The organism is Rhizobium sp. A37_96 (assembly GCF_053521765.1).
Map to the genome: position 1 here is coordinate 754,663 of NZ_JBNWDS010000002.1, position 25,523 is coordinate 780,185.

At 62.1% G+C, this 25,523-nt stretch carries 26 protein-coding genes; 10 read left to right on the forward strand and 16 right to left on the reverse strand.

The annotated features are described in order from the left end of the window. Window positions 1–15 precede the first annotated feature (15 nt). The gene (locus ACQZ6J_RS10075) at window positions 16–1,962 is read left to right on the forward strand and encodes a methyl-accepting chemotaxis protein (protein ID WP_163984502.1); all 1,947 of its coding nucleotides are present in this window, start codon (window positions 16–18) and stop codon (window positions 1,960–1,962) included. A gap of 347 nt (window positions 1,963–2,309) precedes the next feature. Continuing rightward, complete coding sequence (locus ACQZ6J_RS10080; RefSeq protein ID WP_449083733.1) at window positions 2,310–3,347, forward strand: diguanylate cyclase domain-containing protein; 1,038 nt, start codon at window positions 2,310–2,312, stop codon at window positions 3,345–3,347. Window positions 3,348–3,385: 38 nt separating this feature from the next. Here the strand turns inward: ACQZ6J_RS10080 and dxs are convergent, their stop codons facing one another. The 4 genes from dxs to ACQZ6J_RS10100 all read right to left on the reverse strand — a co-directional run bounded on the left by dxs (window position 3,386) and on the right by ACQZ6J_RS10100 (window position 7,617). Further along, the gene (gene dxs / locus ACQZ6J_RS10085) at window positions 3,386–5,302 is read right to left on the reverse strand and encodes a 1-deoxy-D-xylulose-5-phosphate synthase (protein ID WP_163984500.1); all 1,917 of its coding nucleotides are present in this window, start codon (window positions 5,300–5,302) and stop codon (window positions 3,386–3,388) included. A 125-nt stretch (window positions 5,303–5,427) separates the two neighbouring features. Beyond that, entirely contained in the window at window positions 5,428–6,351 is a 924-nt protein-coding gene (locus tag ACQZ6J_RS10090; protein ID WP_163984499.1) for a pirin family protein, read from the reverse strand. A 70-nt stretch (window positions 6,352–6,421) separates the two neighbouring features. After that, window positions 6,422–6,673, reverse strand: coding sequence for an exodeoxyribonuclease VII small subunit (locus ACQZ6J_RS10095; protein ID WP_163984498.1), 252 nt, complete (start codon window positions 6,671–6,673; stop codon window positions 6,422–6,424). Between the two features lie 2 nt (window positions 6,674–6,675). Further along, window positions 6,676–7,617, reverse strand: a complete 942-nt coding sequence (locus ACQZ6J_RS10100) for a histone deacetylase family protein (protein WP_449083736.1) — start codon at window positions 7,615–7,617, stop codon at window positions 6,676–6,678. Window positions 7,618–7,785: 168 nt separating this feature from the next. Here ACQZ6J_RS10100 and ACQZ6J_RS10105 point away from each other — a divergent pair, with 168 nt between their 5' ends. After that, complete coding sequence (locus tag ACQZ6J_RS10105; RefSeq protein WP_163984496.1) at window positions 7,786–8,187, forward strand: acyl-CoA thioesterase; 402 nt, start codon at window positions 7,786–7,788, stop codon at window positions 8,185–8,187. 55 nt (window positions 8,188–8,242) lie between these two features. Here the strand turns inward: ACQZ6J_RS10105 and ACQZ6J_RS10110 are convergent, their stop codons facing one another. From ACQZ6J_RS10110 to ACQZ6J_RS10120, 3 genes are read right to left on the reverse strand one after another with little or no spacing between them, the layout of a single operon-like run. Beyond that, on the reverse strand, window positions 8,243–8,800 hold the full coding sequence (locus ACQZ6J_RS10110; RefSeq protein ID WP_449083738.1) for a biotin transporter BioY: 558 nt from the start codon (window positions 8,798–8,800) through the stop codon (window positions 8,243–8,245). A gap of 28 nt (window positions 8,801–8,828) precedes the next feature. Further along, complete coding sequence (locus ACQZ6J_RS10115) at window positions 8,829–9,431, reverse strand: energy-coupling factor transporter transmembrane component T family protein (protein ID WP_449083740.1); 603 nt, start codon at window positions 9,429–9,431, stop codon at window positions 8,829–8,831. Then, entirely contained in the window at window positions 9,431–10,108 is a 678-nt protein-coding gene (locus tag ACQZ6J_RS10120; RefSeq protein WP_449083742.1) for an energy-coupling factor ABC transporter ATP-binding protein, read from the reverse strand. The genes ACQZ6J_RS10115 and ACQZ6J_RS10120 overlap by 1 nt, the downstream gene beginning before the upstream one ends. 107 nt (window positions 10,109–10,215) lie before the next feature. On the opposite strand from ACQZ6J_RS10120, the gene ACQZ6J_RS10125 reads away from it, so the two are divergent. Together ACQZ6J_RS10125 and ACQZ6J_RS10130 are read left to right on the forward strand one after the other, a co-directional pair. Next, the gene (locus tag ACQZ6J_RS10125; RefSeq protein ID WP_449083744.1) at window positions 10,216–11,409 is read left to right on the forward strand and encodes a winged helix-turn-helix domain-containing protein; all 1,194 of its coding nucleotides are present in this window, start codon (window positions 10,216–10,218) and stop codon (window positions 11,407–11,409) included. Window positions 11,410–11,473: 64 nt separating this feature from the next. Continuing rightward, window positions 11,474–12,028: a GNAT family N-acetyltransferase gene (locus tag ACQZ6J_RS10130; RefSeq protein ID WP_449083746.1), complete on the forward strand. Its 555-nt coding sequence runs from the start codon at window positions 11,474–11,476 to the stop codon at window positions 12,026–12,028. Between the two features lie 78 nt (window positions 12,029–12,106). On the opposite strand, the gene ribB is transcribed toward ACQZ6J_RS10130, so the two are convergent. Continuing rightward, the gene (ribB, locus tag ACQZ6J_RS10135; RefSeq protein WP_163984490.1) at window positions 12,107–13,210 is read right to left on the reverse strand and encodes a 3,4-dihydroxy-2-butanone-4-phosphate synthase; all 1,104 of its coding nucleotides are present in this window, start codon (window positions 13,208–13,210) and stop codon (window positions 12,107–12,109) included. Between the two features lie 10 nt (window positions 13,211–13,220). Then, window positions 13,221–14,318 (reverse strand): chorismate synthase, encoded by a 1,098-nt coding sequence (gene aroC / locus ACQZ6J_RS10140; RefSeq protein ID WP_449083749.1) that lies wholly within the window; start codon window positions 14,316–14,318, stop codon window positions 13,221–13,223. 311 nt (window positions 14,319–14,629) lie between these two features. On the opposite strand from aroC, the gene ACQZ6J_RS10145 reads away from it, so the two are divergent. Next, complete coding sequence (locus ACQZ6J_RS10145; protein ID WP_004110020.1) at window positions 14,630–14,890, forward strand: DUF1344 domain-containing protein; 261 nt, start codon at window positions 14,630–14,632, stop codon at window positions 14,888–14,890. 110 nt (window positions 14,891–15,000) lie between these two features. On the opposite strand, the gene ACQZ6J_RS10150 is transcribed toward ACQZ6J_RS10145, so the two are convergent. The 4 genes from ACQZ6J_RS10150 to ACQZ6J_RS10165 form a co-directional block, all read right to left on the reverse strand. Next, on the reverse strand, window positions 15,001–15,597 hold the full coding sequence (locus ACQZ6J_RS10150; protein WP_449083751.1) for a histidine phosphatase family protein: 597 nt from the start codon (window positions 15,595–15,597) through the stop codon (window positions 15,001–15,003). Between the two features lie 18 nt (window positions 15,598–15,615). After that, on the reverse strand, window positions 15,616–16,434 hold the full coding sequence (gene fabI, locus ACQZ6J_RS10155; protein ID WP_163984487.1) for an enoyl-ACP reductase FabI: 819 nt from the start codon (window positions 16,432–16,434) through the stop codon (window positions 15,616–15,618). 122 nt (window positions 16,435–16,556) lie between these two features. Next, window positions 16,557–17,726 carry a DnaJ domain-containing protein gene (locus ACQZ6J_RS10160; protein WP_449083753.1) on the reverse strand — a complete coding sequence of 390 codons (1,170 nt, stop codon included), beginning with the start codon at window positions 17,724–17,726 and terminating at the stop codon, window positions 16,557–16,559. A 313-nt stretch (window positions 17,727–18,039) separates the two neighbouring features. Next, on the reverse strand, window positions 18,040–18,498 hold the full coding sequence (locus tag ACQZ6J_RS10165) for an RT0821/Lpp0805 family surface protein (RefSeq protein ID WP_163984485.1): 459 nt from the start codon (window positions 18,496–18,498) through the stop codon (window positions 18,040–18,042). A gap of 64 nt (window positions 18,499–18,562) precedes the next feature. On the opposite strand from ACQZ6J_RS10165, the gene pdxH reads away from it, so the two are divergent. Continuing rightward, the gene (gene pdxH, locus ACQZ6J_RS10170) at window positions 18,563–19,183 is read left to right on the forward strand and encodes a pyridoxamine 5'-phosphate oxidase (protein ID WP_449083756.1); all 621 of its coding nucleotides are present in this window, start codon (window positions 18,563–18,565) and stop codon (window positions 19,181–19,183) included. A gap of 2 nt (window positions 19,184–19,185) precedes the next feature. On the opposite strand, the gene ACQZ6J_RS10175 is transcribed toward pdxH, so the two are convergent. Further along, window positions 19,186–20,244, reverse strand: a complete 1,059-nt coding sequence (locus ACQZ6J_RS10175; RefSeq protein WP_449083758.1) for a polysaccharide deacetylase family protein — start codon at window positions 20,242–20,244, stop codon at window positions 19,186–19,188. Window positions 20,245–20,472: 228 nt separating this feature from the next. On the opposite strand from ACQZ6J_RS10175, the gene ACQZ6J_RS10180 reads away from it, so the two are divergent. Together ACQZ6J_RS10180 and ACQZ6J_RS10185 are read left to right on the forward strand one after the other, a co-directional pair. Continuing rightward, entirely contained in the window at window positions 20,473–21,759 is a 1,287-nt protein-coding gene (locus ACQZ6J_RS10180) for a D-alanyl-D-alanine carboxypeptidase family protein (RefSeq protein WP_163984482.1), read from the forward strand. 108 nt (window positions 21,760–21,867) lie between these two features. Further along, the gene (locus ACQZ6J_RS10185; RefSeq protein WP_449083760.1) at window positions 21,868–22,176 is read left to right on the forward strand and encodes a pyrophosphatase; all 309 of its coding nucleotides are present in this window, start codon (window positions 21,868–21,870) and stop codon (window positions 22,174–22,176) included. Between the two features lie 13 nt (window positions 22,177–22,189). On the opposite strand, the gene tldD is transcribed toward ACQZ6J_RS10185, so the two are convergent. After that, on the reverse strand, window positions 22,190–23,605 hold the full coding sequence (tldD, locus tag ACQZ6J_RS10190) for a metalloprotease TldD (protein ID WP_449083762.1): 1,416 nt from the start codon (window positions 23,603–23,605) through the stop codon (window positions 22,190–22,192). A gap of 63 nt (window positions 23,606–23,668) precedes the next feature. Next, window positions 23,669–24,292: an invasion associated locus B family protein gene (locus ACQZ6J_RS10195; RefSeq protein WP_163984479.1), complete on the reverse strand. Its 624-nt coding sequence runs from the start codon at window positions 24,290–24,292 to the stop codon at window positions 23,669–23,671. 336 nt (window positions 24,293–24,628) lie between these two features. Here ACQZ6J_RS10195 and coxB point away from each other — a divergent pair, with 336 nt between their 5' ends. After that, complete coding sequence (coxB, locus tag ACQZ6J_RS10200; RefSeq protein WP_163984478.1) at window positions 24,629–25,519, forward strand: cytochrome c oxidase subunit II; 891 nt, start codon at window positions 24,629–24,631, stop codon at window positions 25,517–25,519. Window positions 25,520–25,523: the final 4 nt, after the last annotated feature.

The following is a 25,523-nucleotide window of genomic DNA, read 5'->3' on the forward strand; positions in this document are numbered from 1 at the left end:
AGGAGGCGCTCGCTCATGTTTGCGAAAAAACTCTCGTTGAATGGCAAGCTTGCCATCACGTTTACGGCGCTGATCGCCATTTTCGCCTGTGTTTCCGCATTCGTCTATTCCAAGGAAGAAGTCTCCGCCGGTGCTGCTGCGGAGCAGACCAGGTCGCAGCAGCTCGTCAGCCTGATCGACGACTCGCTGCAGGCGATGCTCGAGCAGGCCGTCAATCTGCGCGGCTTCCTGCTTCTGCGCAGCGACAGCACCTATGGCGATATCTTCAACAATCGCGAACGGATGCTGAAGAGCATCGCCGCGGCCAAGCAGGCTGCCGCCGATTCTCCGGATCTGCTGCAAGCCATCGATAACATGCAGAAGGCCGCCGATCTTTATTTCCACCAGCTTGCGGAGCCGCAGGTCAAGGCCCGCAAGGAAACCGAAATGCCGCTCGACCAGATCGTCAAGATCGGCCAGAACGAAACCAAGGGTCAGCTCGACGGCTTCCGCGAAGCTGCAGCCAAGATCAAGCAGGCCGCCCGCGCCAAGGCCGGCGATCTGGCTGCCCTGCAGGATGACGCCAATGGCGATCTTCGCCTGACCCTCATCGTGGGCGGCGTCTTTGCCTCGTTCGCCGCCGCCGTGCTCGCCTGGCTGCTGTCGCGCCTCATCGTGCGCCCGATCGTCGGCATGACCGTGGCCATGGGTCGTCTGGCGAATGGCGAGCATGACGTCGAAGTCCCGGCTGTCGGTCGCGGCGATGAAGTCGGCCGCATGGCCGATGCCGTCCTGGTCTTCAAGCAGGCGGGCATCGAGAAACTCCGCCTCGCCGGCGAGACCGACCGTATGCGCGACGATGCCGAACGCCAGCGCCGGATGAACGACGAACGGAAGGCGCGCGAGGAGGACGAAATCCGCTTTGCCATGGAAACGCTTGCAGGCGGCCTCTCGGCTCTGTCGTCAGGCAATGTCGCCACCCGCCTGCACAACGCTTTTGCTCCGCAGTTCGACGGGGTTCGCACCGACTTCAACCATGCTGTCGAAAAGCTGGAAGCGGCCTTGCAGTCCGTTGGCTCCAATGCGCGCGCCATCAACGCCGGTGCCGACGAAATCCGTTCGGCCGCCGACGATCTGGCGCATCGCACCGAGCAGCAGGCAGCCGCCGTCGAAGAGACCGCCGCGGCACTGGAGCAGGTGACGACCACGGTTCGCGATTCGGCCAAACGCGCCGAGGATGTCGGTCATCTCGTCGAGCGCGCCCGCCTCGGCGCGGAACGATCGGGCGAAGTGGTGCGCAAAGCCGTCTCCGCCATGCAGCAGATCGAAAAATCCTCGGGCGAGATCAGCAACATCATCAGCGTCATCGACGACATTGCCTTCCAGACCAATCTTCTGGCGCTGAACGCCGGTGTCGAGGCTGCCCGCGCAGGCGACGCCGGCAAGGGCTTTGCCGTCGTTGCCCAGGAAGTGCGCGAGCTCGCCCAGCGTTCCGCCAATGCGGCCAAGGAGATCAAGTCGCTCATCACCACTTCGAGCGATCAGGTCCACACTGGCGTTTCGCTGGTCGGCGAAACCGGCAAGGCCTTGGAATTGATCGTTTCCGAAGTGCAGGAGATCAACCGCCACGTCGGCGCGATCGTCACCGCGACCCGCGAACAGTCGACCGGCCTGCAGGAGATCAACACCGCCGTCAACAACATGGATCAGGGCACGCAGAAGAATGCCGCCATGGTCGAGGAACAGACGGCTGCGAGCCATGCGCTTGCCCGCGAAGCTGCGGGGCTTAACGAGCTGCTTCAGCAATTCCGCCTCGGCAACACCGCTCAGGCGGCACCCGCTCGTCCGGTCGCGGCAACCGCGCGTTCGAAGCCTGCAGCATCGCCGGCTCGCGCTCTGGGGCGCACGGTCGCCAAGGCTTTCGCCGGCAAGGCGACGGCGGCGGCCGCCGTTGCCGCCCAGGATGATTGGGAAGAGTTCTGATCGTCCCGAGAGGCGCCCCGCGGCGATATCCCGCAAGGTCGCTCACTGCGAATCACCTTTCATGAACTTCGTCGGCCCGTCGCTTTGCGGCGGGCCGATTGCGTTTTTCACAGGCTGTTGCAAAGGTATGCCAGCCCGGCACCCGTCCTGTTTCGGGGCAGCCACGCCATTGCCGGCAGCGCTCTTGCCCTGGGAAACGGGCGGTTTGGGCGATGAGCGCCCGTTTCCCAGGCGGCTGGATCATCCTTTGGTCAAGATTTATTCAATATTTGATCGACAGCAGGGTTGCCCTCAGCGGCAAGCCGCCATTTTTATAAATCGCAGGATGATCGCCGAGGGAGATTCGAATGGGACAGCTCGTCCGAGTTCCGGCCAATGAAACACAAAGACTTTTGGCTGTACGCTCCCTGAATGCGATTCACAGCAGTCCGACGCCGGAGCTCGCGACCCTCGCGGAACTGGCGAGAGGCGTATTTGAAATGCCCTATGCGGCGATCAACATCATCGATGAGGATTGGCAGCGCATTGCAGGGCAGGCGGGGCTGAAGATCGCCGAATGCTCTCGCGATATGTCGATCTGCACGCGTGTGGTTTTCGACGACGAGCTGCTGGTCATTCCCGATCTTGCCGAGGATCCGGAATTGCGGAGCTTTTCCTTCGTCATCGAGGATCCGCGTTTCCGCTTTTATGCCGGAGCGCCGGTGCGGCTGGAAAACGGCCTGCCTGTCGGAGCCTTCTGCATTCTCGATCAGAAGCCGAGACGGTTCTCGCCGGGTGAGGAGCAAAGCCTGAGGCACTTCGCGCAGATCGCAAGCGCGCTGCTGCGTCTGCAGAAATCGAACCTGCTGATGGGGATAGCCGAAAATGGCTTGCGCACGGCTGCCATGACCGATCCGCTGACCCGTTTCTTCAACAGGTCGGCGCTGGAGGGCGTCGTCGATGGCGCGCTGAGCGCGGCCGTTGCCGCTGGCCGCCATTTCGGCGTTCTCTATCTCGACATGGACGGCTTCAAGTCGATCAACGATCGCTTCGGCCACAACGTCGGCGACGAAGTCCTGTGCGAGGCGGCGGCCCGCATTCGCTCGGTCGTCCATGCCGACGATATCGTCGTTCGCATGGGAGGTGACGAGTTCGCGGTATTCGTGTCGGTACCCCCGGACAGGAGCGCGCTTGTCTCATTGTCCGAACGATTGCTGATCGCATTCAGGGCGCCGTTTGCAGTCGATGGCGTGTCCATGTCTGCAAAATTGAGCATTGGCGTTGCACTCGCTCCGAAGGACGGCGCCACGCGCAAGCTGCTGCTGCAGAACGTCGATGCGGCGCTTTACCAGGCGAAAGCCGCCGGCCGCGATCGTGCCGCGGTCTTCAATGCGCTCGATGCTTGATGGCATCAGGCAGCCGCAGGGCCGCCTGATCTTTCATATCAGCCGGCAGCTTCGACGATGCGGCCATGGCCGAGCGCGCGGAACACCGTCTGCACGATGCCGGCACGGTCGAGGCCAGCCTTGGCGTTCATCGCCTCGGGCTTGGCCTGCTCCATCCAGATGTCGGGCATCACGAGCGAGCGGATCTTCAGGCCGCTGTCGAGCAGGCCTTCATTGGCAAGGAACTGCATGACCTGGCTGCCGAAGCCGCCGACCGAGCCTTCCTCTATGGTAATCAGAATCTCGTGGTGGGCGGCCAGCTGGCGGATAAGGTCGTGATCGAGCGGTTTGGCGAAGCGCGCATCCGCGACGGTCGTCGACAGGCCGGCGGCATCGAGATCCTCGGCTGCGGCAAGGCTGTCGGCCAGCCGCGTGCCGAAGGACAGCAACGCGACTTTCGTACCCTGCTTCATCACGCGGCCCTTGCCGATCTCGAGGATCTGGCCGCGCTCCGGCATTTCGATGCCGACGCCTTCTCCGCGCGGATAGCGGAAGGAGATCGGGCCGAGATCATAGGCGGCGGCGGTGCGCACCATATGCTTGAGCTCCGCCTCGTCGGCGGCGGCCATGACGACGAAACCCGGCAGCGTCGCGAGGAAAGCCGTGTCGAAGGAGCCCGCATGGGTCGGGCCATCGGCACCGACAAAGCCGGCGCGGTCGATCGGGAAGCGGACCGGCAGGCCCTGGATCGCCACGTCATGCACCACCTGGTCGTAGGCGCGCTGCAGGAAGGTGGAATAAAGCGCGGCGAAAGGCTTGTAGCCTTCCGCGGCAAGCCCGGCTGCGAAGGTCACGGCATGCTGCTCGGCAATGCCGACGTCGAAACAGCGCTTGGGGAAGAACTCCTGCAGCTTGTCCAGGCCGGTGCCGTTCGGCATGGCGGCGGTAATGCCGACGATCTTCTCGTCGAGCGTCGCCTCCTGCACCAGGGCATCGGCAAAGACGCTGGTATAGCTCGGCGCATTCGGCTTCACCTTGGTCTGTGCGCCGGTGATGACATCGAACTTGTTGACGCCGTGATATTTGTCGGCGGCCGCTTCGGCAGGGGGATAGCCCTTGCCCTTCTGCGTGACGACATGGATCAGCACCGGTCCCTGCGCATTGTCGCGGACATTGCGCAGCACCGGCAGCAGGTGCTCGAAGGAATGACCGTCGATCGGGCCGATATGGTAGAAGCCCATCTCCTCGAACATGGTGCCGCCGGTCACATAGCCCCGTGCGTGCTCGACGGCCCGCGTGATGGCGCGGTCGACCTTCTTGCCGAGATAGGCGGTCAGCTTCTTGCCGAAGTCGCGGAAGCCTATGTAGGTGCGGCCGGAAGCGAGCCGGGCAAGATAGGCGCTCATCGCCCCGGTCGGCGGGGCAATCGACATGTCGTTGTCGTTGAGGATGACGATCAGCCGCGCGTCGAGCGCGCCGGCATTGTTCAGGGCTTCATAGGCCATGCCCGCCGACATCGCGCCGTCGCCGATGACGGCGATCACCCGGCGGTCGGTCTGATCCAGCTCGGCGGCCACCGCCATGCCGAGGCCGGCGGAAATGGAGGTCGACGAATGCGCGGCACCGAAGGGATCGTATTCGCTTTCGGCCCGGCGCGTGAAGCCGGAAAGACCGTCTTCCTGGCGCAGCGTGCGAATGCGGTCGCGGCGCCCCGTCAGGATCTTGTGCGGATAACACTGATGCCCGACATCGAAGATCAGGCGATCGTTCGGCGTATCGAAGACGCTGTGGATGGCGATGGTCAGTTCGACGACGCCGAGGCCGGCGCCGAGATGTCCGCCGGTGCGCGACACCGCATCGATCATCTCGTCGCGGACTTCGCGGGCCAGCTGCGGCAATTCCCGGTCCTCCAGCTTTCGCAGGTCGGAAGGATATTGGACCCGGTCCAGCAGGGGCGTCTGTGGCATTTGTGTCAAGGCGGATGCCTCTTTCTTGCTATTCTTGGGCGGTTGCCCGCCTTTACGTCAAAACAGATTGCGATAAAAGACGCCGAATTCAAGGTGCTCCCGAACAAGAAACATGTGGGATTGTCATGAACCCGTTAGCCTTCCGGCAGGGGAATGAACTCTTCCTCGTCGCCCGGCACGATATCGAAGCGGCCGGTGCGCCATTCTTCCTTGGCCTTTTCGATGCGCTCCTTTGAGGACGAAACGAAATTCCACCAGATATAGCGCTTCGAATTGAGCGCTGCACCGCCAAAAAGCATGAGATGACAGCCTTTTTCGGCTGCTTCCAGCGTAATCGCATCGCCGGGGCGAAAAACGAGAAGCTGATCCTGCTCGAAACGATCGCCCGCGACGACGAGCGAGCCCGAAAGGATGTAGACCGCACGCTCCTCATGCGCTGCCCCGAAAGGAAACGTTGCGCCCGGCTGAAGCTGCAGATCGACATAAAGCGTATCGGAGAAGGATTTCACAGGCGAGGTCAGTCCCTCGAAACTGCCGATCACCACGCGCCCGCTCACGCCGCCATCGGCGATGACAGGCAGTTCGCCCTTCTCCGTGTGGGCGAAGGAGGGGTCGATTTCCTCCTTTTCGTCGGGCAGCGCCAGCCATGTCTGCAGGCCGGACATGGCAAAGGGGTTGCTGCGCAGGTTCTCCGGCGTGCGCTCGGAATGAACGATGCCGCGCCCGGCCGTCATCAGGTTGACGTCGCCGGGGCGGATCACCTTGGCCGTGCCGAGGCTGTCGAGATGGCGGATCTCGCCGTCGAACAGGTAGGTGACGGTGGAAAGGCCGATATGCGGATGCGGGCGAACATCGAGCGCTTCGCCCGGCCGCAGGATCGCCGGTCCCATGCGGTCGAAGAAGATGAACGGCCCCACCAGCCGCCGCCGGCTGCTTGGAAGCGCGCGTCGCACGGAGAAGCCGCCGAGGTCGCTGGTGCGCGGGATGATGAGGTTCTCGATCGCGTCGCAGGCGAAGGCATCGCCAGCCTGAGGATCGTTGCCTGGGAAGAAGGACATGTCGGTTCTCCTTTCGGTTGAGACTCAACCTACCGGGAATGTCGGCCAAACTCAAACTTTCCTGTCGGCCTCAGGCGCCATCAAGCGGTTCGGTGCCTTGCGGCTTGCCGGCGCGGTCGAGCCTGATCTTCTCGATGCGGTTTTCCGCCGCGGAAAGCAGCGTCTCGCAATGCTTCTTCAGTGCTTCGCCGCGCTCGTAGATGGTGATAGATTCATCCAGCGCCACGTCGCCCCGTTCGAGCCGGGCAACGATGCTTTCAAGCTCCGCCACGGCCTTCTCGAAGGAATAGCCCGATACATCCGCCTTGGCGCTCTCACTCATCGTCAACCTCTCATCATGCGTAGAATATGCATCCCCGCCGACTCGGCGAGACCTTCCAGATCATAGCCACCTTCGAGCAGGCTGACGACCCGGTTCTTGGCGCTGCGGTCGGCGACTTCGAGCAGCCGTCCCGTCGCCCAGTCGAAATCCTCGCCGGTCAGGTTCAGCTGCGCGAGCGGATCGCGGTGATGGGCGTCGAATCCGGCCGAGATGATGATGAGATCCGGGCTGAAGTCGTGGAGCGCCGGCAGCACGCGCGACTTGAAGGCCTCGCGGAAATGATCGCCGCCGGTATTGGGGGACAGCGGCGCATTGACGATGGTGTTGCGCGCGCCGCGCTCGTCCTTCTTGCCGGTGCCGGGATAGAGCGGCATCTGATGGGTCGAACAGAAGAGAACGGAGGGATCGTCCCAGAAAATGTCCTGCGTGCCGTTGCCGTGGTGCACGTCCCAGTCGACGATGGCGACGCGTTCGGCGCCGTGGACCTTCTGCGCGTGGCGTGCGGCGATCGCCGCATTGTTGAAGAAGCAGAAACCCATGGCCTTGGTCTTCTCGGCGTGATGGCCGGGCGGACGGGCCGCGACGAAGACGTTGTCGGCTGCCCCCGTAAAGACATCGTCGACCGCCGCCATCGCACCGCCGACGCCGTGCATGATCGCCTGCAGCGTCTTCGGGCTGGCATAGGTGTCCGCCTCGAGCTGGTTGATCTCGCCCTCGTCGCCCTTGTCCGGCATCGAGCGCAGCACGAACTCCAGATGCTCTTCGGGATGCGCAAGCAGGATCGCATCCTCATGGGCGGGAGGGGCCTTTCGCCGGTCCAGCCGCTCGAAATTCGGATGCTCCAGCGCGATGTTCAGCGACCGCAGCCGGTCGGGTCGCTCCGGGTGGCCCGGCGGAACGATGTGCTCGAGAAAGATCGGGTGTTCGTAAAGACGTGTGCTCATGGGGCCAATCTATAAATGATGTCTGACGCCTATTAGAGGACATGGACAATGTCACTACAATGTCAACAACCCATCTTAACCACTTTGAGAGGGCGGCCGTTTACTTATCGAGGTGCGGTGTTAAGCTTTCGTTAAGGTCAGTATGGCGTCGGTCAGGGTTATTGCGTGATGGCGAGAGTAGAAAGATCCGATGTCATCGAGGTAAGGGTGCCGCCGCGCGATGTCGACCGGCACGGCCAGATGTTCATCGCCTCCTACATCTCCCAGGCGGAAACGGCGCTTTCGAATTTCTGGCGCACGCGGCCGCTGGTCGACGACGAGCCCATCTATATCGCCAAGAAGGCCTCTTGCTCGCTGCATCGCGCCTTGCGCTTCGATGACCTTGCCCGCTTCTCCATCAGTGTCAACAAGATCGGCGGCAAGTCGATCGGCTTCATGGTGATGGTCGAGACCGGCAACGAACTGGCCGCGGAGGTGGAAATCCTCTGGCTTGCAGTACGTGGCGATGAGCAGGATCCGGTGCCGCTGCCGGAAGACACGCGCGATTGGCTCTACAAATATCTCGCTTGAGCGGCTGTATGGCCGGCATCGCAGCCGCGAACCGCCGCGATTTTGTGTGAGATGTTCAGCTCCGCTGTGGCAGCAGCGGGTAGCCGGCCATGACGGCGCGGCCGACGAGCGCTGCGACCACGGCCTTGACGACGTCGCCCGGCACGAAGCCCAGCGATCCCAGAAACGCCTTGCTGAAGCCGATATTGAGGGCCAGCCAGGCAATGCCGAACGCATAGAGCACCACAACACCGCCGATAACGGCGGCTATGAAGAAGCCGACGCCTTGAACCAGGCCGCTCTGTTCCGGCTTTACCAGCCGTTCGGAGAGGTAACCGGTGATGAAGGCCGCGAAAATCCAGCCGACGAAGAAGCCGGCCGTCGGGCCGACGAACACCGCGAGGCCGCCTCGGCCGCCCGACAGGACCGGCAGGCCGATGGTCACGAGGACGACCACCAGCAGCACCGCGATCGTGCCGCGCTTGGCGCCGAGCACGACACCGGCGAGCATGACGCCGAGCGATTGTGCGGTGATCGGAACCGGAATGATGCCGATCGGGATCGGCGGCAGCAGGCCGAGCGCCACGATGATGGCGGCAAAAAGCGCCGAGAGGACGAGATCGCGGGTGTTCATGGCGGCTCCTTCCGAAAAAGACCTGTGTTCATTGCCGCCGAATTCCACGCGCGTCAATTGCCGCCGCAATATTGTCGGCGTCGCGCAGCGTCAGGATGATGAGCGGCGCAAGCGTGGTCGCCAGGCGTATCTTGATGCCCCTAGCCTGATGCGCTTCGCGAATCGCGCGATAGCGATCGAGAATTTCGGGCACGAAACGGATTACGAGGCCGATCGCAAGCCCTATATCGGCGGCCCTGAGCAGGCCGATCTTTTCGAGCGGCATGGCAAGGGCCGTGATCTCGTCGATGAAGGCGGCCATCGACGTCGTCGCCGTCACCGTCGCGGCAAACAGAGCGAGCGCCGTCAGACGCAAGGCCGTGACGATTGCGGCGTGGAACGGGCCGACGAGTGCTGCGAAAACCGAAAGGACGGCAATCGAGATCAGAATCGGCCTCAGCCGTCTCAGCGCATCTCCGATCGCCAGTCCGGTGCGGAAATAAAGGCCGGCACCGACAAGATTTGCGCAGGCAAGCAGCGCGACCGACTGCGTCAAGAAGAGCAGAACGCCACATGCGGCAAGCGTCAGCAGCTTTACGCGCGGCGAGAGCCGGTGCAGCCAGGTATCGACGTCGACATGCAGCGTCTGCATCAGCTCGCCAACTCCCTGTAGCGTGCGATCGCTTCCGCCGCCGGCGCATCGGCGACGAGCCGGCCCTGATCGAACAACAGCACCCGCTCGAAATCCTCGAGCAGCGGCAGGTCGTGGCTGATGACGACGGTGCTTTCCGGCAGCCCGGCGATGGTTTTCTGCACGAGCGCCCGATTCTTGAGATCGAGCTGGTTCGTCGGTTCGTCCAGAATGAGAATATCCGGGCCGGTGACCAGCACCGAGCAGAGGGCCGCCATCTGCAGTTCCCCGCCGGAAAGCTCATGCGCGCGCCGCCCTGCCAGGTGGCCGGCGCCGAATCGCGCAAGGATGCCCTCGACGGCCGCATCGACCTGCGTCTTGTCGTATCCCCGTGCCTTGAGCCCGAAGGCGATATCGTCGCGCACGATGGGCAGGATGATCTGGTTCTGCGGCGACTGGAAGATATAGCCGACCTTGCCGAGCACCTTGCCGGCATCGCCGACCGTATCGAGACCGTTGACCGTGACACGCCCGCACGTCGGCTTGACGAGCCCGTTGATCAGCCGCGCAAAGGTGGTCTTGCCGGAACCGTTGAGCCCGACTATCCCGATGCGGCGCTCCTGAAGCGTCAGGTTCAGCGGAAACAGCGCGGTGCGCGTGCCGTAGTCGACGCCGGCATTGTCAAAGCGGATATCCAAGCGGCTTCCCTGTTCGGTGGTGGTGTCGCGGAGCTATAGCGCATAGCCTCGATTTATCAAATCAAGACCTCTTTGAATGCATGGGAATTTATGCCTATGATCCCGCAATGACGAATCTGCTGTCGAATCGTGATGCCCGCCGCGTGTTCCTAGCCAAGCAGGGGCTTGCCAATCCACCGAACCGCGCCTTGACCAAGGCGGGTCTGCTACAGCTCATCCACGACATCGGCTTCGTGCAGGTGGACAGCATCGCCACCGTCGAGCGCGCCCATCACCAGATCCTGTTTTCGCGCAACCAGACCTATCGGCGCGAGCATCTGACCGAGCTTTTGGAAAAGGATGGCGCGCTGTTCGAGAACTGGACGCATGATGCCTCCATCCTGCCGAGCGCCTTCTTCGTCTACTGGAAACATCGCTTCCGCCGCGAGGAAGTGGCGATCATCGAGCGCTGGCGCAAATGGCGGGGGGAGGGGTTCGAGGCCGTCTTCGACGAGACCTACGAGCGGGTGCTGAAGAATGGCGCCATCACCGCCCGCGAGGTCAAGGCGGAAGATCACGTCTCCGGCGGCTGGTGGAACTGGCATCCGAACAAGACGGCGCTCGAATACTTCTGGCGCACCGGCAAGTTCGCCATCGCCGGCCGCACCAATTTCCAGAAGGTCTATGACCTGGTCGAGCGCGTTCTGCCGAGCCGTTTCCATGAGCCGGAAGTCGAGCACGACGAATTCGTCGACTGGGCTTGCCGCAGTGCGTTGCAGCGCCTCGGCTTCGCCACGTCGGGCGAAATCGCCGCCTTCTGGGATCTGATAACGCCTCAAGAGGCCAGGACATGGGTCGAGACGCATCGGGACGAGCTGACCGATGTGTTGATCGAGCCTGCCGATAGCGGCAAGCCGCGCCCTTCCTACGCCTTCCTCGATTTTCATGACACGCTCGACAATCATGCCGAAGCGCCGGCGCGCATCCGCGTCCTCAGCCCCTTCGATCCGACCTTGCGAGATCGCAATCGCACGGAACGGCTGTTCGGCTTCTTCTATCGCATCGAGATCTTCGTGCCGGAACCCAAGCGTGAATACGGCTACTATGTTTTTCCGCTGCTGGAAGGCGACCGGCTGATCGGCCGGATCGACATGAAGGCCGACCGCAAGGCGGGCACGCTGGACGTCAAACGCCTGTGGCTGGAGCCGGGTGTCAGGGCATCGGCCGGCCGGCTGGAAAAGCTGGAAGCCGAGCTGGAGCGCGTCGCCCGCTTCACCGGAGTTGAAAGGGTCGTTTTTCTTGAGGGCTGGCGCGGCGCATAGCGCTGCGAGATTTTCATCCAGTGTGTCAGGCTAGACGGGAGCAGGTCTGAAACGGGAGGTTTCGTTGTCGTCACCGATTCTTGAGGGCCGCAATATTAGGCTCCGGCCGCCGCGCGCCGGCGATGCAGATGTGCGTGTCGCTCTCGGCAACAGCGCCGAGATAGGGGAGATGTTCGGTGTGAGCAGGGGCGACTTGAAACCCGTCACCCGGGAAGGCGCCGCCAGATGGCTGCAATGGCTCGCCGATCATCCCCATGCCTGGGTGATCGAAATCAACGGCGCCTTCGCCGGCGAAATCAGATTGGACAACGTCAATCGCCAGGACAGGCGCGCGACGATGGCGATCGGCATCAACAATCCGGCCTTGCTGGGCAAAGGCTTCGGCACCGAAGCGATCACCGTTCTGCTGCACCATGCCTTCGGCGAGATGGGACTGCACCGCATCGGAATACGCGTGCTCGCCTACAACAAGCGTGCCATCCGCGCCTATGAAAAATGCGGCTTTGTCGTCGAAGGCAGGGAGCGGGAGACGGCTTACGTCAATGGTAGCTGGCACGACGACATCATGATGGGCCTGCTGGATCGCGAGTTCTTGTCCCGCGATACCATCGAGTCTTGATCCGCCGAATTCATGGCCGCCGGGAATCCGCTGCAATGACGATTGATCGCAACGGATGGGAGCCGGTCATCAGGCCGACTAGCAGATTTCCGTCTCTGCGATCTTGATGCCAAAACCTTCCAGGCCGACATAGTGCCGCTCGCGGCTGGTGAGCAGCTTGATCGAGCTGACGCCGAGATCCTTCAGGATCTGTGCGCCCAAGCCGATTTCGAGCCATTCGCTGTCCCGCGTCTGGGCTTCGGCATGTGCCTCGCGGCCGGTCTGGCGCGACTTGCGGCCGTTGTCGAAATGACCGACGCCGACGGAGCCTTCGCGCAGATAGACGATGATGCCTCGTCCCTCTTCGGCGATCTTGTTCATATAGAAATCGACAGGCCGGCGTTTGCCGAAAATATCCTCGGCGACGCTTTCGGGGTGCAGGCGTACCGGAATATCGATACCGTCGCGGATGTCTCCGAAGACGACGGCAAGATGCTGCATCGGGTCCCAGGGCAGGGAATAGGTATGGGCGCGCGCCTTGCCGAACGGCGTCTCGATGTCGAAGCTGGTGCCGAGTTCGATCAGCGTTTCCTTGCGCTGGCGATAGGCGATGAGATCGGCGACGGAGACGAGCTTCAGCCCGTGTTGCTCGGCGAAACCGACGACCTGCTGGCCACGCGTGACCGTGCCGTCGTCATTGACGAGTTCGCAGATGACGCCGATCGGCGGCAGGCCGGCGAGCTTGCAGAGATCGACGGCTGCTTCCGTATGGCCCGAGCGCATGAGCACGCCGCCTTCGCGCGCAACCAGCGGGAAAATATGGCCGGGACGGACGAAATCCGTGGGGCCGACATTCGGATTGGCGAGGTTGCGCACCGTCAGCGTCCGGTCGTCGGCGGAAATGCCCGTCGTGGTGCCGTGCTTGAAATCGACGGAAACGGTGAAGGCGGTGGTGTGCGCGGAGTCATTCTCCGCCACCATGGCGTTGAGGTTCAGCCGCTTGGCTTCCTCGCGCGGCATCGGCGTGCAGACGATGCCGGAGGTGTGGCGAACGATGAATGCCATCTTTTCCGCCGTGCAATGAACCGCGGCGACGATCAGGTCGCCTTCGTTTTCGCGGTCGTTATCATCCATGACGACAACGATCTCGCCGGCCTCGAAGGCCCGGATGGCATCGACAACACGCTTCTGGTCGTAAGGCATCTCGAATTTCCTATCTCTGCCGGCCCGTCTGGCCGCGATCCCTCAGATAATGGTCGGCGACGGCGCAGGCAACCATCGCCTCGCCGATCGGCACCGCGCGGATGCCGACGCATGGATCGTGGCGGCCCTTGGTGCGCACATCGACATTGTTGCCGTCGGCATCGATCGACTGGCGCTCCGTCAGGATCGAGGAGGTCGGCTTGATGGCAAAGCGGGCGACGACGGGTTCGCCCGTGGAAATGCCGCCCAGGATGCCGCCGGCATGATTGGACAGGAAGATGCGCTTGCCGTCGTTGCCCATGCGCATCGCATCGGCATTCTCCTCGCCGGTCAGTTCGGCGGAGGCGAAGCCTTCGCCGATTTCGACGCCCTTGACGGCGTTGATCGACATCAGCAGCGAGGCGATATCCTGATCGAGCTTGCCGTAGATCGGGGCGCCAAGGCCCGCCGGCACGCCTTCGGCCACGACTTCCACCACGGCGCCGATCGAGGAGCCGGCCTTGCGGATGCCGTCGAGATATTCCTCCCATACCGGCACGATCTCCGGATCGGGAGCGAAGAACGGGTTCTGGTCCACCTGCGCCCAGTCCCAGTTGGCGCGGTTGATCTTGTGCTTGCCGATCTGCACCAGCGCGCCGCGGATCGTCACGCCGGGCACGACGAGGCGGGCGATGCCGCCGGCGGCCACGCGTGCGGCCGTCTCCCGGGCCGACGAGCGCCCGCCGCCGCGATAGTCGCGAATGCCGTATTTGACGTCATAGGTGTAGTCGGCATGGCCGGGGCGATAGCGCCGCGCGATTTCGCCGTAGTCCTTCGAGCGCTGGTCGGTGTTCTCGATCAGCATCGAGATCGGCGTGCCGGTCGAGATCATCGTCTCGCCGTCCTCGTCCAGCATCACGCCCGACAGCACCTTGACGAGATCGTCCTCGCGGCGCTGCGTGACGAAGCGTGATTGCCCCGGTTTGCGCTTGTCGAGCCAGACCTGGATATCCTCGAGCTTGAAGCGGAGGCCCGGAGGGCAGCCGTCGACGACGCAGCCGAGCGCCGGACCGTGGCTTTCGCCCCAGGTGGTGACGCGGAAGAGGTGACCGAAAGTATTGTGCGACATGAAAAACGACCGGTTTGGTGCAGCCTGACAGGCAGACCGCGTCTTGTCTCTTGCAATTGCGGCACACTCATAGGCCAAAATGCCGGCAAGACAAAATCTTTCTTTCCAACAGCGCGGAAACGGCTGGCGCAACCATCTTCCGTTGCATCATCGATATGGTAAACAAAGATTAATCCGTTCTGTGGATTGTGACGATGCATTCACCAATTGGGCGAGCAAAGCCACCATTGCGGGCAATTTCCGCCATATTCGCAGTGTTCTCTAGGGCTCATAAGAAATCACAGTCGAATTGACGTTAAGGGGTGACGACCATGCGCTTTTTTGTAGCGACGCTTTTAGCCACGGCAAGCCTTCTTGCTCCCGTCGCAGGCTTTGCCGAAAGCGCAGATGTCGAGGCCACGATCAAGAAGGTCGATACGAAGAATTTCAGCATCACGCTGGACGACGGCAAGAACTATCAGGTGCCGGAGGATTTCGATTTCAACGGCCTGCAGGCTGGTGTGAAGGTCGTCGTCTTCTACACGGAAGTCGATGGCAAGCGCGTCGTCAACGACCTCGATATCGTTCAGTGAATACTGGCGCCGCCAGACAACTGGCGGCCCAAGCGGACGCGGCGCTTCGGACGCGATCGCTATCCCGCGGTTTCCCAAGCCGCACCGCCGACATTTCGTCGGGAATGGCTCTACATCCAGCCGATAATCTTCATTTGCGGATCGACCTTCAGGATCTGGTCCTGATGGATAGGAATTTCGGCCGCTTCTTCCTTTTCGACATCGCCGATCAGACGGAATAGCGTGCGGATGACGCCGCCATGCGTGACGCAGACGGTCGGGCGGTCGACGGATGCCAGCCAGGAGCCGACACGCCAGGAGAGGATTTCATAGCTTTCCGCGTCATCGCCGGGCGGAATGAAATCCCACTTGTTGGCCTTGCGTTCCGCGAGCCGGTCGGGCTGCGTCGCTTTCAGTTCCTTGAGGGTAAAGCCTTCCCAGGCGCCGAACGATACTTCGACCAGCCGGTCGTCGGTGCGATAGTCCCTGGGCGGCAGGCCCATGGCCTGTCTTGCGATTTCCATGGTTTCGCGCGTGCGCCGCAACGGGCTGGCGACGAAATCGAAGGGCCGGTTTTCGAAGGCGAGGATTTCGGCGAGATCGATGCCGTTCTGCCGCGCCTGTTCGCGGCCGATGGCGTTGAGATCGATATCCTTCTGCCCCTGCAGGCGCCGCTCGGCATTCCAGTCGGTCTGACCGTGACGTATCACATAGAGGATGGGCGACACGGTCAGATTTCCTGTTGGTCAGTCCTTCGCGACGGAAATGTCGGGCGCGTCCACGGCCTTCATGCCGACCGTATGGTAGCCGGAATCGACGTGATGGACTTCGCCGGTGACAGCCGTCGACAGGTCGGACAGCAGATAGAGGGCGGAATTGCCGACCTCGTCGATCGTGACGGTCCGCTTCAGCGGTGCGTTGTACTCGTTCCACTTCAGGATGTAGCGGAAGTCGCCGATGCCGGAAGCCGCGAGCGTCTTGATCGGGCCTGCCGAGATCGCGTTGACGCGAATGCCGCGGCCGCCGAGATCGACTGCGAGATAGCGCACGCTTGCTTCCAGAGCAGCCTTTGCCACACCCATGACGTTGTAATGCGGCATGACCTTCTCCGCACCGTAATAGGTGAGGGTGATCATCGAGCCGCCGTCATTCATGATTCGCTCGGCGCGCTGTGCAACCGCCGTGAACGAATAGACGGAGATGTCCATCGTCTTTGTGAAGTTGTCGCGGCTGGTATCGAGGTAACGGCCGGTCAGTTCGTCCTTGTCGGAGAAGGCGATGGCGTGCACGACGAAATCGATCTTGCCCCATTTGGCTTCCAGCGTGTCGATGACCGCATCGATCGTTGCCGGCTCGGTCACGTCGCAATGGCCTGCCATGAAGGCGCCCAGTTCCTGGGCGAGCGGCTCGACGCGCTTCTTCAGGGCATCGCCCTGCCACGTCAATGCGATTTCGGCTCCGGCATCCGAACAGGCCTTGGCAATACCCCACGCTATCGAACGGTTGTTTGCTACGCCGAGGATGACGCCGCGCTTGCCTGCCATGAGGCCAGTGGATTGAGCCATATTCTGCTCCCTTGAACTTTCGAATGACCCTGCCTATGGCATAGCCCGTCCCCCTGTTCAAGCATCGTAAAGATCATCAACTGTTAGGGATCGTAACAAAGGGTGCTGTTGTCACTAAAATTTCACAGGAAAAGCCCTTCGCGCATGCTGCGCATGAGATCCGTAACCTTATCGTCCGGTTTTTCCCACAGCATGAGCCGCAATTCGACGATGAGATCGCCTTTTCCGCCGTTGCCGTCGGGCAATCCTTCGCCGGGAATGCGAACGGCCTGATCCGAACCGGACCAGGCGGGCACCGTCAGCTTGACCGGCCCGTTCAACCCGTCGACGATGGTTTCGCAGCCGAGCACGGCATTCTCGATGGTGACGGGCAGTATCGTGCGCACGTCACTGCCGTCGAGCGTGAAGCGTCCGTCGGTAGACAGATGGATGGTAATGGCGACGTCGCCGCGCAACATGCCTTGAAGCTTCAATCCCTGGCCTTTCAGGTGAAGTACCTGGCCGTTCGAGATGTCCGTCGTCGCCTGGAAGCGCGCCTCGCGGCCGTCGGACAGCGGAACGGTGATCCATCGGCTCTTCAGCATGTCATCGAGCGTCACCGTGGCTTCCGCCGCGACCTCTGGCGTCTTTTCCGGCGGCTTCTCCGGAACGCTGCCGCCGGTGATGCGGCGTACGAGCGAGCTCAGAATACCGAATGCGGACCGTGAGCCGGCTGAAGAAGTTCCCGTCGCCAGCAACTCTTCTTCGGCGGAGGCTTCTTCGGCGGCGGCCGAGTTGGCGTCCTGCGCCTTTTCCGCCTGCTGTGCGCCGGTCTCCGCCGTGGCTTGCTCCTGCTGCGCGCGGCCGGCCTTCACTCCAAAAATGCGCTCGACCATGTCCTCGGGGGATTCGCCGGCGGCGGTCTGCTGGGCGGACCGGCCGCCCGCGGCGGATGCAGCGGCCTTGCGCGCATTGGCCTGGGCAAGCTCTTCCATGATCTTGTCGGCGTTGGCGCGTGCGGCCTTGGCGCGCTCGGCCGCTTCGCGCGCGGCCTGCCGCTGCTGCATGATCGTCTGCTCCTGGCTCTGGCCCTTGGCCTCGGCCATGCGCGCGATCTGATCGTAACGGCTGCGCTTCTTCGGATCCTTCAGCGTCTCGTAGGCATGGCCGATTTCGGCGAAACGCTCCGTCGCCGTTGGATCGCCAAGATTGTGGTCCGGATGGGCGGTTTTTGCCAGGTTGCGCCAGGCGGACTTGATTTCGTCCGCCCCTGCATCCTTCTTAACGCCCAGCACCTTGTACGGATCGCGCATCTTTCCCGCCATCGTTCATGGATGTGCCCAGCCCCATAGCGGCACTCCAAGCAAAGAACCCCGTTGGTCGCGCTTCGCCACCTTGCTTCCTGTCTGGGAGGCACGGCGATGCGCGAATGAACCGATCCTGCGGGAAGAGTTGCTAATCAGGCGTTACGCCGGGCAGGGGCAAGCCATCCCCATTTGGCGGCATGGTTAGCCGATCGCTAACGAGGCCGGCCGGGAGCTGGCAAATGCGTCGGTAGCGCATTTGCACATGCGCTCATCGGCTCGCAGTATCTAGGATGCGGGAAGGAGCGGAGGACGAGGAGGTTCAGCCGGCCTGCTGGAAACTGAGCAGCTGCCACTCACCCTGGCCGACGAGGCAGGTCCTGCCGGAGAAATTGGCAATGCCCTGATAGGAGTGGCGGCTCGTGCGGAACTGTCGGCAGACCACGCCCGAAGCGTTGCTTTCGACGATCGTGTCGATGACGCCGGCGCTGCCGGTCGAGGCGTTGGCCCACGGAATGGACTGACCGTTGAGCTTGAGCAGATCCGCGGAAGTGACCGCATTGCGTACGGTCGTCTCATCGGAAATGCTGTCGGTCGTCACGGGGGCTGTCGGCACCGTGCCGGTCGATACGCTGCGATCCACCTTGGCGGAGCTCAGATAGTCCATGCCGCCGCCGACGCAGCCGCCAAGTGTGAAAAGGGAGACCAGGGCGACAGCCATCGTCACGCCTTTTGCAAGCTTGCGCTTTGTATCAACGGTCGACTTTGCTATGACTTCCACCCGAACATTGCGGCCAGCCAGAGGGGCCGGCGGTTATTAGGAATTGCGGAGTATTTAAACTAATATGTCGGAAAACGAGTTAACAAGCGGTGACTTCACCGAGCAGAACGAGCCTTTCACCCTTTTTGCGGCCTGGCTGCGCGAGGCGGAGAGCACGGAGCCGAACGATCCGAATGCGGTTGCACTGGCAACGGTGGATAAGGATGGTTTGCCAAATGTCCGCATGGTTCTTCTAAAAGGCTTCGATAGTGACGGATTCGTATTCTATACGAATTTCGAAAGCCAGAAAGGCCAAGAAATTCTTTCCCAAAAGAAAGCGGCCATGTGTTTCCACTGGAAATCGCTGCGTCGCCAGGTGCGCCTGCGCGGCCTGGTTGAAGTGGTGACCGACAACGAGGCCGACGAATATTTCAAGACCAGGGCGCGGGGCAGCCGCATCGGCGCCTGGGCCTCGAAGCAATCCCGCCCTCTGGAGAGCCGGTTCGCGCTGGAAAAGGCCGTCGCCGAATACACGGCCCGCTATGCCATCGGCGAGATCCCGCGTCCGTCCTACTGGTCCGGCTTCCGCATCCGGCCGCTCTCGATCGAATTCTGGCATGACCGCCAGTTCCGCCTGCACGACCGAATCGAATTTCGTCGCGATGTCCCGGAAGGTGCCTGGCAGAAGGTGCGGATGTATCCGTGACCCTATGCCGTTTCCCGGCGCCCCATCAGCCGCATGGGGATGCCGGAGGCGAGCGCCGACGCATAGCGCGCCTTCTGGTAATGGCCGTTCAGCGATAGTCGCGGCAGGAGCATCGCAGCCGCGCCGTTCGTCGCCATTATAGTGCCGGGGCGTGTCGTGACGCCGACGGAAAAGCCGAGTTCCGCGGCAAGCCTGCCCTCGCGCTGCGAGACTGCTTCCGGCGTGCCGTAGGGATAGGCGATTGCAATCGGCTGTTTTCCGGCGATGTCGGTCACATAATCGGCCGAAAGCGCCATTTCCGCCGCAGCCTCCGCCTCCGTCAGCCTCGCCAGTGCCCGGTGGCTCACCGTATGCGCGCCGAGTGAAGCGAGCGGATGATCGATAAGTTGCCTTAATTCGCTCCGATCCATGATGGACGCCCGTACGATATCGAGGGGGTCCAGGCCATGATGCCTGGCAAGCTCGTCGATCCGTCCGACGGCTTCGCTTTCTTCGTTTCCGTGAACGAAAGCGGCGAAGCGGGCAAATGCGGCATGTTTCTGACTGTCCTTGCCAAGCGGCACGAATTCCTCGCCGGAGCCGAAGTCGAATGTCAGCCGATCCAGCCGGCCGAGCAGTTCGGCCAGCGTTTCCCACCATAGACTATGGGTCCGTTCCGAAAGCCCCTGGGCGACGAAGACGGTGAAGGGCGCATTGTGGCGTGCGAAGACCGGCAGGGCATGGTCGAGATTGTCCCGGTTGCCGTCATCGAGCGTGAAGGCGACGAAAGGCGGCTTGCCCGCGGCAGTGGCTGCCCGCGAGGGAAGAGCGTCGAGCGCGATGAACTCGTAGCCATCCTGCTTCAGGCGGGCGATCGCGCGATCGAGAAAGCCGGGCGAAACCTCCAGATGCGCATTGGGCGCAAAACGGCGGGGCAGGGCGGGGCGGACATGATGGAGCGTGAAGATGGCGCCAAGGCCGGCGACATCGCGCATCAGGCCGGCACCCTTTAGAATTGCGGCAGCCTCCAGCCCGCTGGAAATCATCGTGCGCTTGAGGCGGACCTTGATGCCCTGTTCCATGCGGAGCGACCTGGTTGACCAATGCCAACGCTTTAGCCCACCCTCCGTTAAACCTTACTGAATCTTTGCCATAATTTCCAATACGTTAACAATTATTTTACCAGCAATAGCAAAATTAAAGAACTATCGAGGCTGTTGCCTCAATATCGCACCGATATCAGGTTTTTTGTCGCAAAATCATACATGGATTGATGCGGTGTGTTGGCATTCTTTCGGTTGGGGACAATTATGAAACGACTTTTGATGGCTCTGTCTGCGGCCGTCTTGCTATTGAGCGCTCCTGTGGCGAGCTTTGCTGGCAGCGCCTATTTCATCATGGATGCGAAGACCGGCAAGGTGCTCGCCTCAAGCAATGCGGATGACCTCAACCATCCGGCATCCTTGACCAAGATGATGACCTTGTATCTGACCTTCGAGGCGATCCATCGCGGCAAGCTGAGCTGGAACAGCCGGATACCGGTATCGAGCGCTGCGGCGGCCAAGCCTCCGACCAAGCTCGGTCTGAGACCCGGCAGCACGGTGACGGTCCGCGAAGCCGTCGACGGCATGATTATCAAGTCCGCCAACGATGCCGCCGCCGCCATGGCGGAAACGCTGGGCGGGAGCGAAAGCGGCTTTGCCCGGCTGATGACGCAGAAGGCGCGCGAGATCGGCATGCGCCGCACCGTCTTCGTGAATGCTTCGGGCCTTCCCAACATGCAGCAGGTGACGACGGCACGCGACATGTCGACGCTCGCCGTTGCCCTCATCAACAATTATCCCCAGGAATACCGGCTCTTCTCGCAGGCGAGCTTCAGCTATCGTGGTCATCGCGTTCGCGGCCACAACAACCTGATGTATCGCTATGAAGGCATGGACGGCATCAAGACCGGCTATACCAACGCCTCCGGCTTCAACCTGGTCAGCGCCGTGCGACAGGGCAACCGTCGTGTGATCGGTGTCGTCATGGGCGGCGCCACGGCCCGCGGCCGCGATGCCTTGATGGCATCGCTGCTGGATCGCTACATTCCGAAGGCGACCTCCGTTTCGGCATCGCGGCTTGTTGCAAGCGTCAGTGGCGGGAAGGCTGCACGGCAGGTCGAAGTGGCCTCCGCCTCCGATGATGTTGCCGTCGATGTCGACACGCAGACCACCGCGACGACGACCAACAAGCGCGCCGAGGCCGTGCCGATGGCATTTGCCGCCGCCTCGAACGTCACCGTGCCGATGGATCGCCCCGCAGCGATGGACGAGATTCTCGTTTCCAACAAGCCGGCAGCCGGCGGTGGCTGGCAGGTGCAGATCGCCGCAACGCCGACGGCCCAGGCCGCCAAGGATCTGCTCTCCGAAGCGAAGTCCCGCGCCGGCAACGCGCTCGCCAACGCCTCGCCCTATACCGAAGCCGTCGGCAAGGGTGGCAACACCGTCTATCGTGCCCGTTTCATCGGCTTTGCAAGCCGCGACGATGCGAGTTCCGCCTGCTCCGCTCTGAAGCGCAAGGATTTCGATTGCATGCTGCTGCCCAACAAAGGCTAAGCGTATCGCGAACTGGATTTTGACGAGCCGGCGGGGCAAAACTCCGCCGGCTCGACTTTTTTGTCGGAATCGTTCATCAATGCCCGGAACATAAGAGGAACGATATCGATGCTGAAAGATCTGATGACGCAGTTCGAGGCGGCTTCCGCGACCTATGCCGCCGACAACGGCCTTGAACGCGATGACGATTGGTTCGTCCTGAAATTGCAGGAGGAGATGGGCGAATTGATCCAGATCTGGAACAGAATCACCGGCCGCGGCCGCCGCAAGGGCATGAGCGAATCAGAGCTTGCGACGGCGCTCGCCGATGAAACGGCCGACGTGCTCGGCCATATTCTTCTATTCGCGCATCGCAACAGCCTCGATCTCCATGCCGCCGTCGAGCGCAAGTGGCGTTTTCGCCCGCACGAAGAGTAAGGGCAGGGGTAGCTTAAGCCTTGGTGCCGCCCACGGTGATCTGGTCCATGCGCAGGTGCGGCTGGCCGACGCCGACGGGAACCCATTGGCCCGCCTTGCCGCAGTTGCCGATGCCGGTATCGAGCTTCGTGTCGTTGCCGACCATCGTGACGCGTCTCATGGCGTCCGGCCCGTTGCCGATCAGCATGGCGCCCTTGATCGGAGCGCCGATCTTGCCGTTCTCGACGAGATAGGCCTCCGTGCAGCCGAAGACGAACTTGCCGGAGGTAATATCCACCTGGCCGCCGCCGAAGGAAACGGCATAGATGCCCTTCTTTACCGAGGCGATGATTTCTTCCGGCGTCTTGTCGCCGCCGAGCATGTAGGTGTTGGTCATGCGCGGCATCGGCGTATGGGCATAGCCCTGCCGGCGGCCGTTGCCGGTTGCCTTCATGCCCATCAGGCGCGCATTCTGCCGGTCCTGCATGTAGCCGACCAGCTTGCCGTTCTCGATCAGCACGTTATAGGCCGAAGGCGTGCCTTCGTCGTCCACCGTGATCGAGCCGCGGCGGTTTTCGATCGTGCCGTCGTCGACGACGGTAACGCCCGGCGCGGCGACCATCTGGCCCATCAGGTCTGCGAAGGCCGAGGTCTTCTTGCGGTTGAAATCGCCTTCCAGCCCGTGCCCGACGGCCTCGTGCAGCATGACGCCCGGCCAGCCGGAGCCAAGCACGATGTCCATCGTGCCGGCCGGCGCTTCGATCGCCTCGAGATTGACGAGCGCCTGCCGCAAGGCCTCGTCGGCGCCGCGATGCCAGTTGTCCTGAGTGACGAAGTCGCCGAAACCGATGCGTCCGCCGGTGCCGAAGGAGCCTGCCTCCTGCCGGTCGCCGTCGCCGACGATCACCGAGATGTTGATGCGTGTCATCGGGCGGATATCGCGGACCCGATGCCCATCGGCGCGCAGGATGTCGATGACCTGCCAGCTCGCGGCGATGGATGCCGTCACCTGGCGCACCTTGTCGTCCTTGTCGCGCAGATAGCTGTCGATCTGCTGCAGGAGCTTGGCCTTCTCCTCGAAGCTTGGCGTGCCGATCGGGTTCTCGTCGCCGTAGAGCACCTTGTTGGTGCGCTGCGGCGCTGCCGCGTAGGAGCCGGCATGACCCGAGGTGACCGCGCGCACGGCGTCGGCGGCGCGCTTCAGCGCCGCCTCGGAAAGATCGCCGGCATGGGCATAGCCCACGGCCTCGCCGGCAACGGCGCGCAGGCCGAAGCCCTGCTCGGTGTTGAAGCTGCCGCCCTTCATCCGGCCATTGTCGAATGTCAGCGATTCCGCCTGGACATGCTCGACGAAGAGCTCGCCGTCGTCGGCGCCTGACAGCGCCTCGGCAACGATGCCGCGCAGCTTGGCTTCGTCGGTGTCGAAAAGGGTAAGGAGATCGGTATTCATGGGTCAGGTGCTCCGTTCAGAGCCGATGTAGGATTCTCACGGCGCAAGAGCAAGCCCATCCCGTCAGGGAAGGGCGTCGTAGCCTTCGGCAAAGCCCTTCAGATCGACCGGAATGCCGATGCCTTCTTCCGGCGACTGGAAGACGATGAAGGTTGCGGTGGCACCGCTGCGCAGCGTCTTCAGCAGCTCGTCCTCGAGCACGACCTCGGCGTAGCAGCCGTCGGAGAAGCAGCGCACGAAATAGGCGCGGCCGATATCCTTGCCGTCGATATTGAGGCCGAGCCCGTTCGGCAGCAGCACGCCGAGCGGCGCAAGCACGCGCAGGATCTTCGACTTGCGGTCAGCCGTCTTCAGCACCACGACGGAAAGGCCGATTTCCGGGCGATCCTCGGCAATCACGTTTTGCATCAGCGCGCATTGCTCGGTCGAAGCGCCGGCCGGCTTGTCGCAGACGACGGACCATGCGCCGTGGCTGGAGCGCACCGTACCCGGCGGCTGCGGAACCTGGCTGGTGGGAACCTGCTGCGTATGCGGCTGCGGCTGGCCCTGCTGTTCGGGCTGCAACTGCTGGGTCTGCTGCGCCGGCGGCTGAGTCTGTTGTGCCTGCTGCGCCCATGCGGGCGCCGCGACTGCGGCAGCGACGCTGACGGTAACAAGCAAAAGCCGGGCGAGGGAACGAAAACCCATGGAAACCTCTAGATTCGAATCAGTGCCGCTATTGTTGAAGCCCAGGCCGGCAAATGAAAAGCCCCGGGTGCTGGATTCCAACCGACTACGGCGGAAATACGACGTCTACTCCATTTTGTCCCGGCGGCGCCATGGACCATCATGCAATTTTTCGTATGATGATGAAATGCTTGCCATGTCCGGGACGAGCGTGGGGGATATTCGCGCAAAAATGCCGCACTAACAAATCTCTTGAGTTGTTGCGGAGTACCCCAAACTGTGGTTTGAAGCGCAATGGATTGTAGGGATACTGCGTTTGAGGAAGATCTGGGATCAAACGCTGGAGGGAGAGACATCGTGATTAAAAGAGCTTACGCGGCTCTGGCGGCTATGATCTGTCTGCTTTTTGCGACAGGTAGTTACGCCGATCAGCCGAAACCTTGGGAAACCGGTATGCAGGAGGCGGCGACCGGCAACATGCATCAAATCCGCTGGTTTGAGGCATACACGCTTTGGTTTATTATTCCGATCACGCTGCTGGTTCTCGTCCTCCTGGTGGTGGTCATTGTCAAGTTCCGGGCTTCCAGGAACCCGGTTCCGTCGAAGACGAGCCACAACACGCTGATCGAGGTCGTCTGGACCATCGGTCCGGTGCTCATCCTGCTTTTCCTGGCTATTCCCTCCTTCAACCTTCTCACCGACCAGCTCACGTTCCCGCAGCAGATCGACGTCACCGTCAAGGCGACGGCGACGCAGTGGCAGTGGAACTATGAATATGAGGGTAGCGGTGCAACGCCGGTCGCCTTCGATTCCTTCATGCTGAAGGATCAGGACCGCACCGCCGCCGGCAAGGACGACAAGTCGAAGTATCCGCGGCTTCTCGCCGTCGACAACGAGATGGTTGTTCCCGTCGGCAAGAACGTTCGCGTTCTCGTCACGGCCGCGCCGACCGACGTCATTCATTCCTTCGCCATGCCTTCCTTTGGCGTCAGGATCGACGCCATTCCGGGTCGCCTGAACGAAACCTGGTTCAACGCCGACCGTGAAGGCTTGTTTTACGGACAGTGTTCCGAGCTCTGTGGCAAGGATCACTCTTTCATGCCGATCGCCATCCGTGTCGTCTCCGACGATCAATACAAGCAGTGGCTTGCCGCTGCCGCGACTGATCTGAACAAGGCGAACAAGGCTCTGATGGCCGCCGTCGATCAACCGACGACCGTCAAGGTCGCCGAAAACACGGCGAAGTAAGAGG

What these genes read in the sequence shown, in the direction of transcription:
- ACQZ6J_RS10075 (WP_163984502.1), top strand. Translation starts at nt 16, where the DNA reads ATGTTTGCGAAAAAACTCTCGTTGAATGGCAAGCTTGCCATCACGTTT.
- ACQZ6J_RS10095 (WP_163984498.1), bottom strand. Translation starts at nt 6,673, where the DNA reads ATGAGTGAGAGCGCCAAGGCGGATGTATCGGGCTATTCCTTCGAGAAG.
- ACQZ6J_RS10160 (WP_449083753.1), bottom strand. Translation starts at nt 17,726, where the DNA reads ATGCGCGATCCGTACAAGGTGCTGGGCGTTAAGAAGGATGCAGGGGCG.
- aroC (WP_449083749.1), bottom strand. Translation starts at nt 14,318, where the DNA reads ATGTCGCACAATACTTTCGGTCACCTCTTCCGCGTCACCACCTGGGGC.
- ACQZ6J_RS10195 (WP_163984479.1), bottom strand. Translation starts at nt 24,292, where the DNA reads ATGGGTTTTCGTTCCCTCGCCCGGCTTTTGCTTGTTACCGTCAGCGTC.
- ACQZ6J_RS10080 (WP_449083733.1), top strand. Translation starts at nt 2,310, where the DNA reads ATGGGACAGCTCGTCCGAGTTCCGGCCAATGAAACACAAAGACTTTTG.
- ACQZ6J_RS10145 (WP_004110020.1), top strand. Translation starts at nt 14,630, where the DNA reads ATGCGCTTTTTTGTAGCGACGCTTTTAGCCACGGCAAGCCTTCTTGCT.
- tldD (WP_449083762.1), bottom strand. Translation starts at nt 23,605, where the DNA reads ATGAATACCGATCTCCTTACCCTTTTCGACACCGACGAAGCCAAGCTG.
- fabI (WP_163984487.1), bottom strand. Translation starts at nt 16,434, where the DNA reads ATGGCTCAATCCACTGGCCTCATGGCAGGCAAGCGCGGCGTCATCCTC.
- ACQZ6J_RS10105 (WP_163984496.1), top strand. Translation starts at nt 7,786, where the DNA reads ATGGCGAGAGTAGAAAGATCCGATGTCATCGAGGTAAGGGTGCCGCCG.
- ACQZ6J_RS10185 (WP_449083760.1), top strand. Translation starts at nt 21,868, where the DNA reads ATGCTGAAAGATCTGATGACGCAGTTCGAGGCGGCTTCCGCGACCTAT.
- ACQZ6J_RS10175 (WP_449083758.1), bottom strand. Translation starts at nt 20,244, where the DNA reads ATGGAACAGGGCATCAAGGTCCGCCTCAAGCGCACGATGATTTCCAGC.
- pdxH (WP_449083756.1), top strand. Translation starts at nt 18,563, where the DNA reads ATGTCGGAAAACGAGTTAACAAGCGGTGACTTCACCGAGCAGAACGAG.
- ACQZ6J_RS10110 (WP_449083738.1), bottom strand. Translation starts at nt 8,800, where the DNA reads ATGAACACCCGCGATCTCGTCCTCTCGGCGCTTTTTGCCGCCATCATC.
- ribB (WP_163984490.1), bottom strand. Translation starts at nt 13,210, where the DNA reads ATGCCTTACGACCAGAAGCGTGTTGTCGATGCCATCCGGGCCTTCGAG.
- ACQZ6J_RS10100 (WP_449083736.1), bottom strand. Translation starts at nt 7,617, where the DNA reads ATGAGCACACGTCTTTACGAACACCCGATCTTTCTCGAGCACATCGTT.
- ACQZ6J_RS10090 (WP_163984499.1), bottom strand. Translation starts at nt 6,351, where the DNA reads ATGTCCTTCTTCCCAGGCAACGATCCTCAGGCTGGCGATGCCTTCGCC.
- ACQZ6J_RS10115 (WP_449083740.1), bottom strand. Translation starts at nt 9,431, where the DNA reads ATGCAGACGCTGCATGTCGACGTCGATACCTGGCTGCACCGGCTCTCG.
- ACQZ6J_RS10180 (WP_163984482.1), top strand. Translation starts at nt 20,473, where the DNA reads ATGAAACGACTTTTGATGGCTCTGTCTGCGGCCGTCTTGCTATTGAGC.
- ACQZ6J_RS10125 (WP_449083744.1), top strand. Translation starts at nt 10,216, where the DNA reads ATGACGAATCTGCTGTCGAATCGTGATGCCCGCCGCGTGTTCCTAGCC.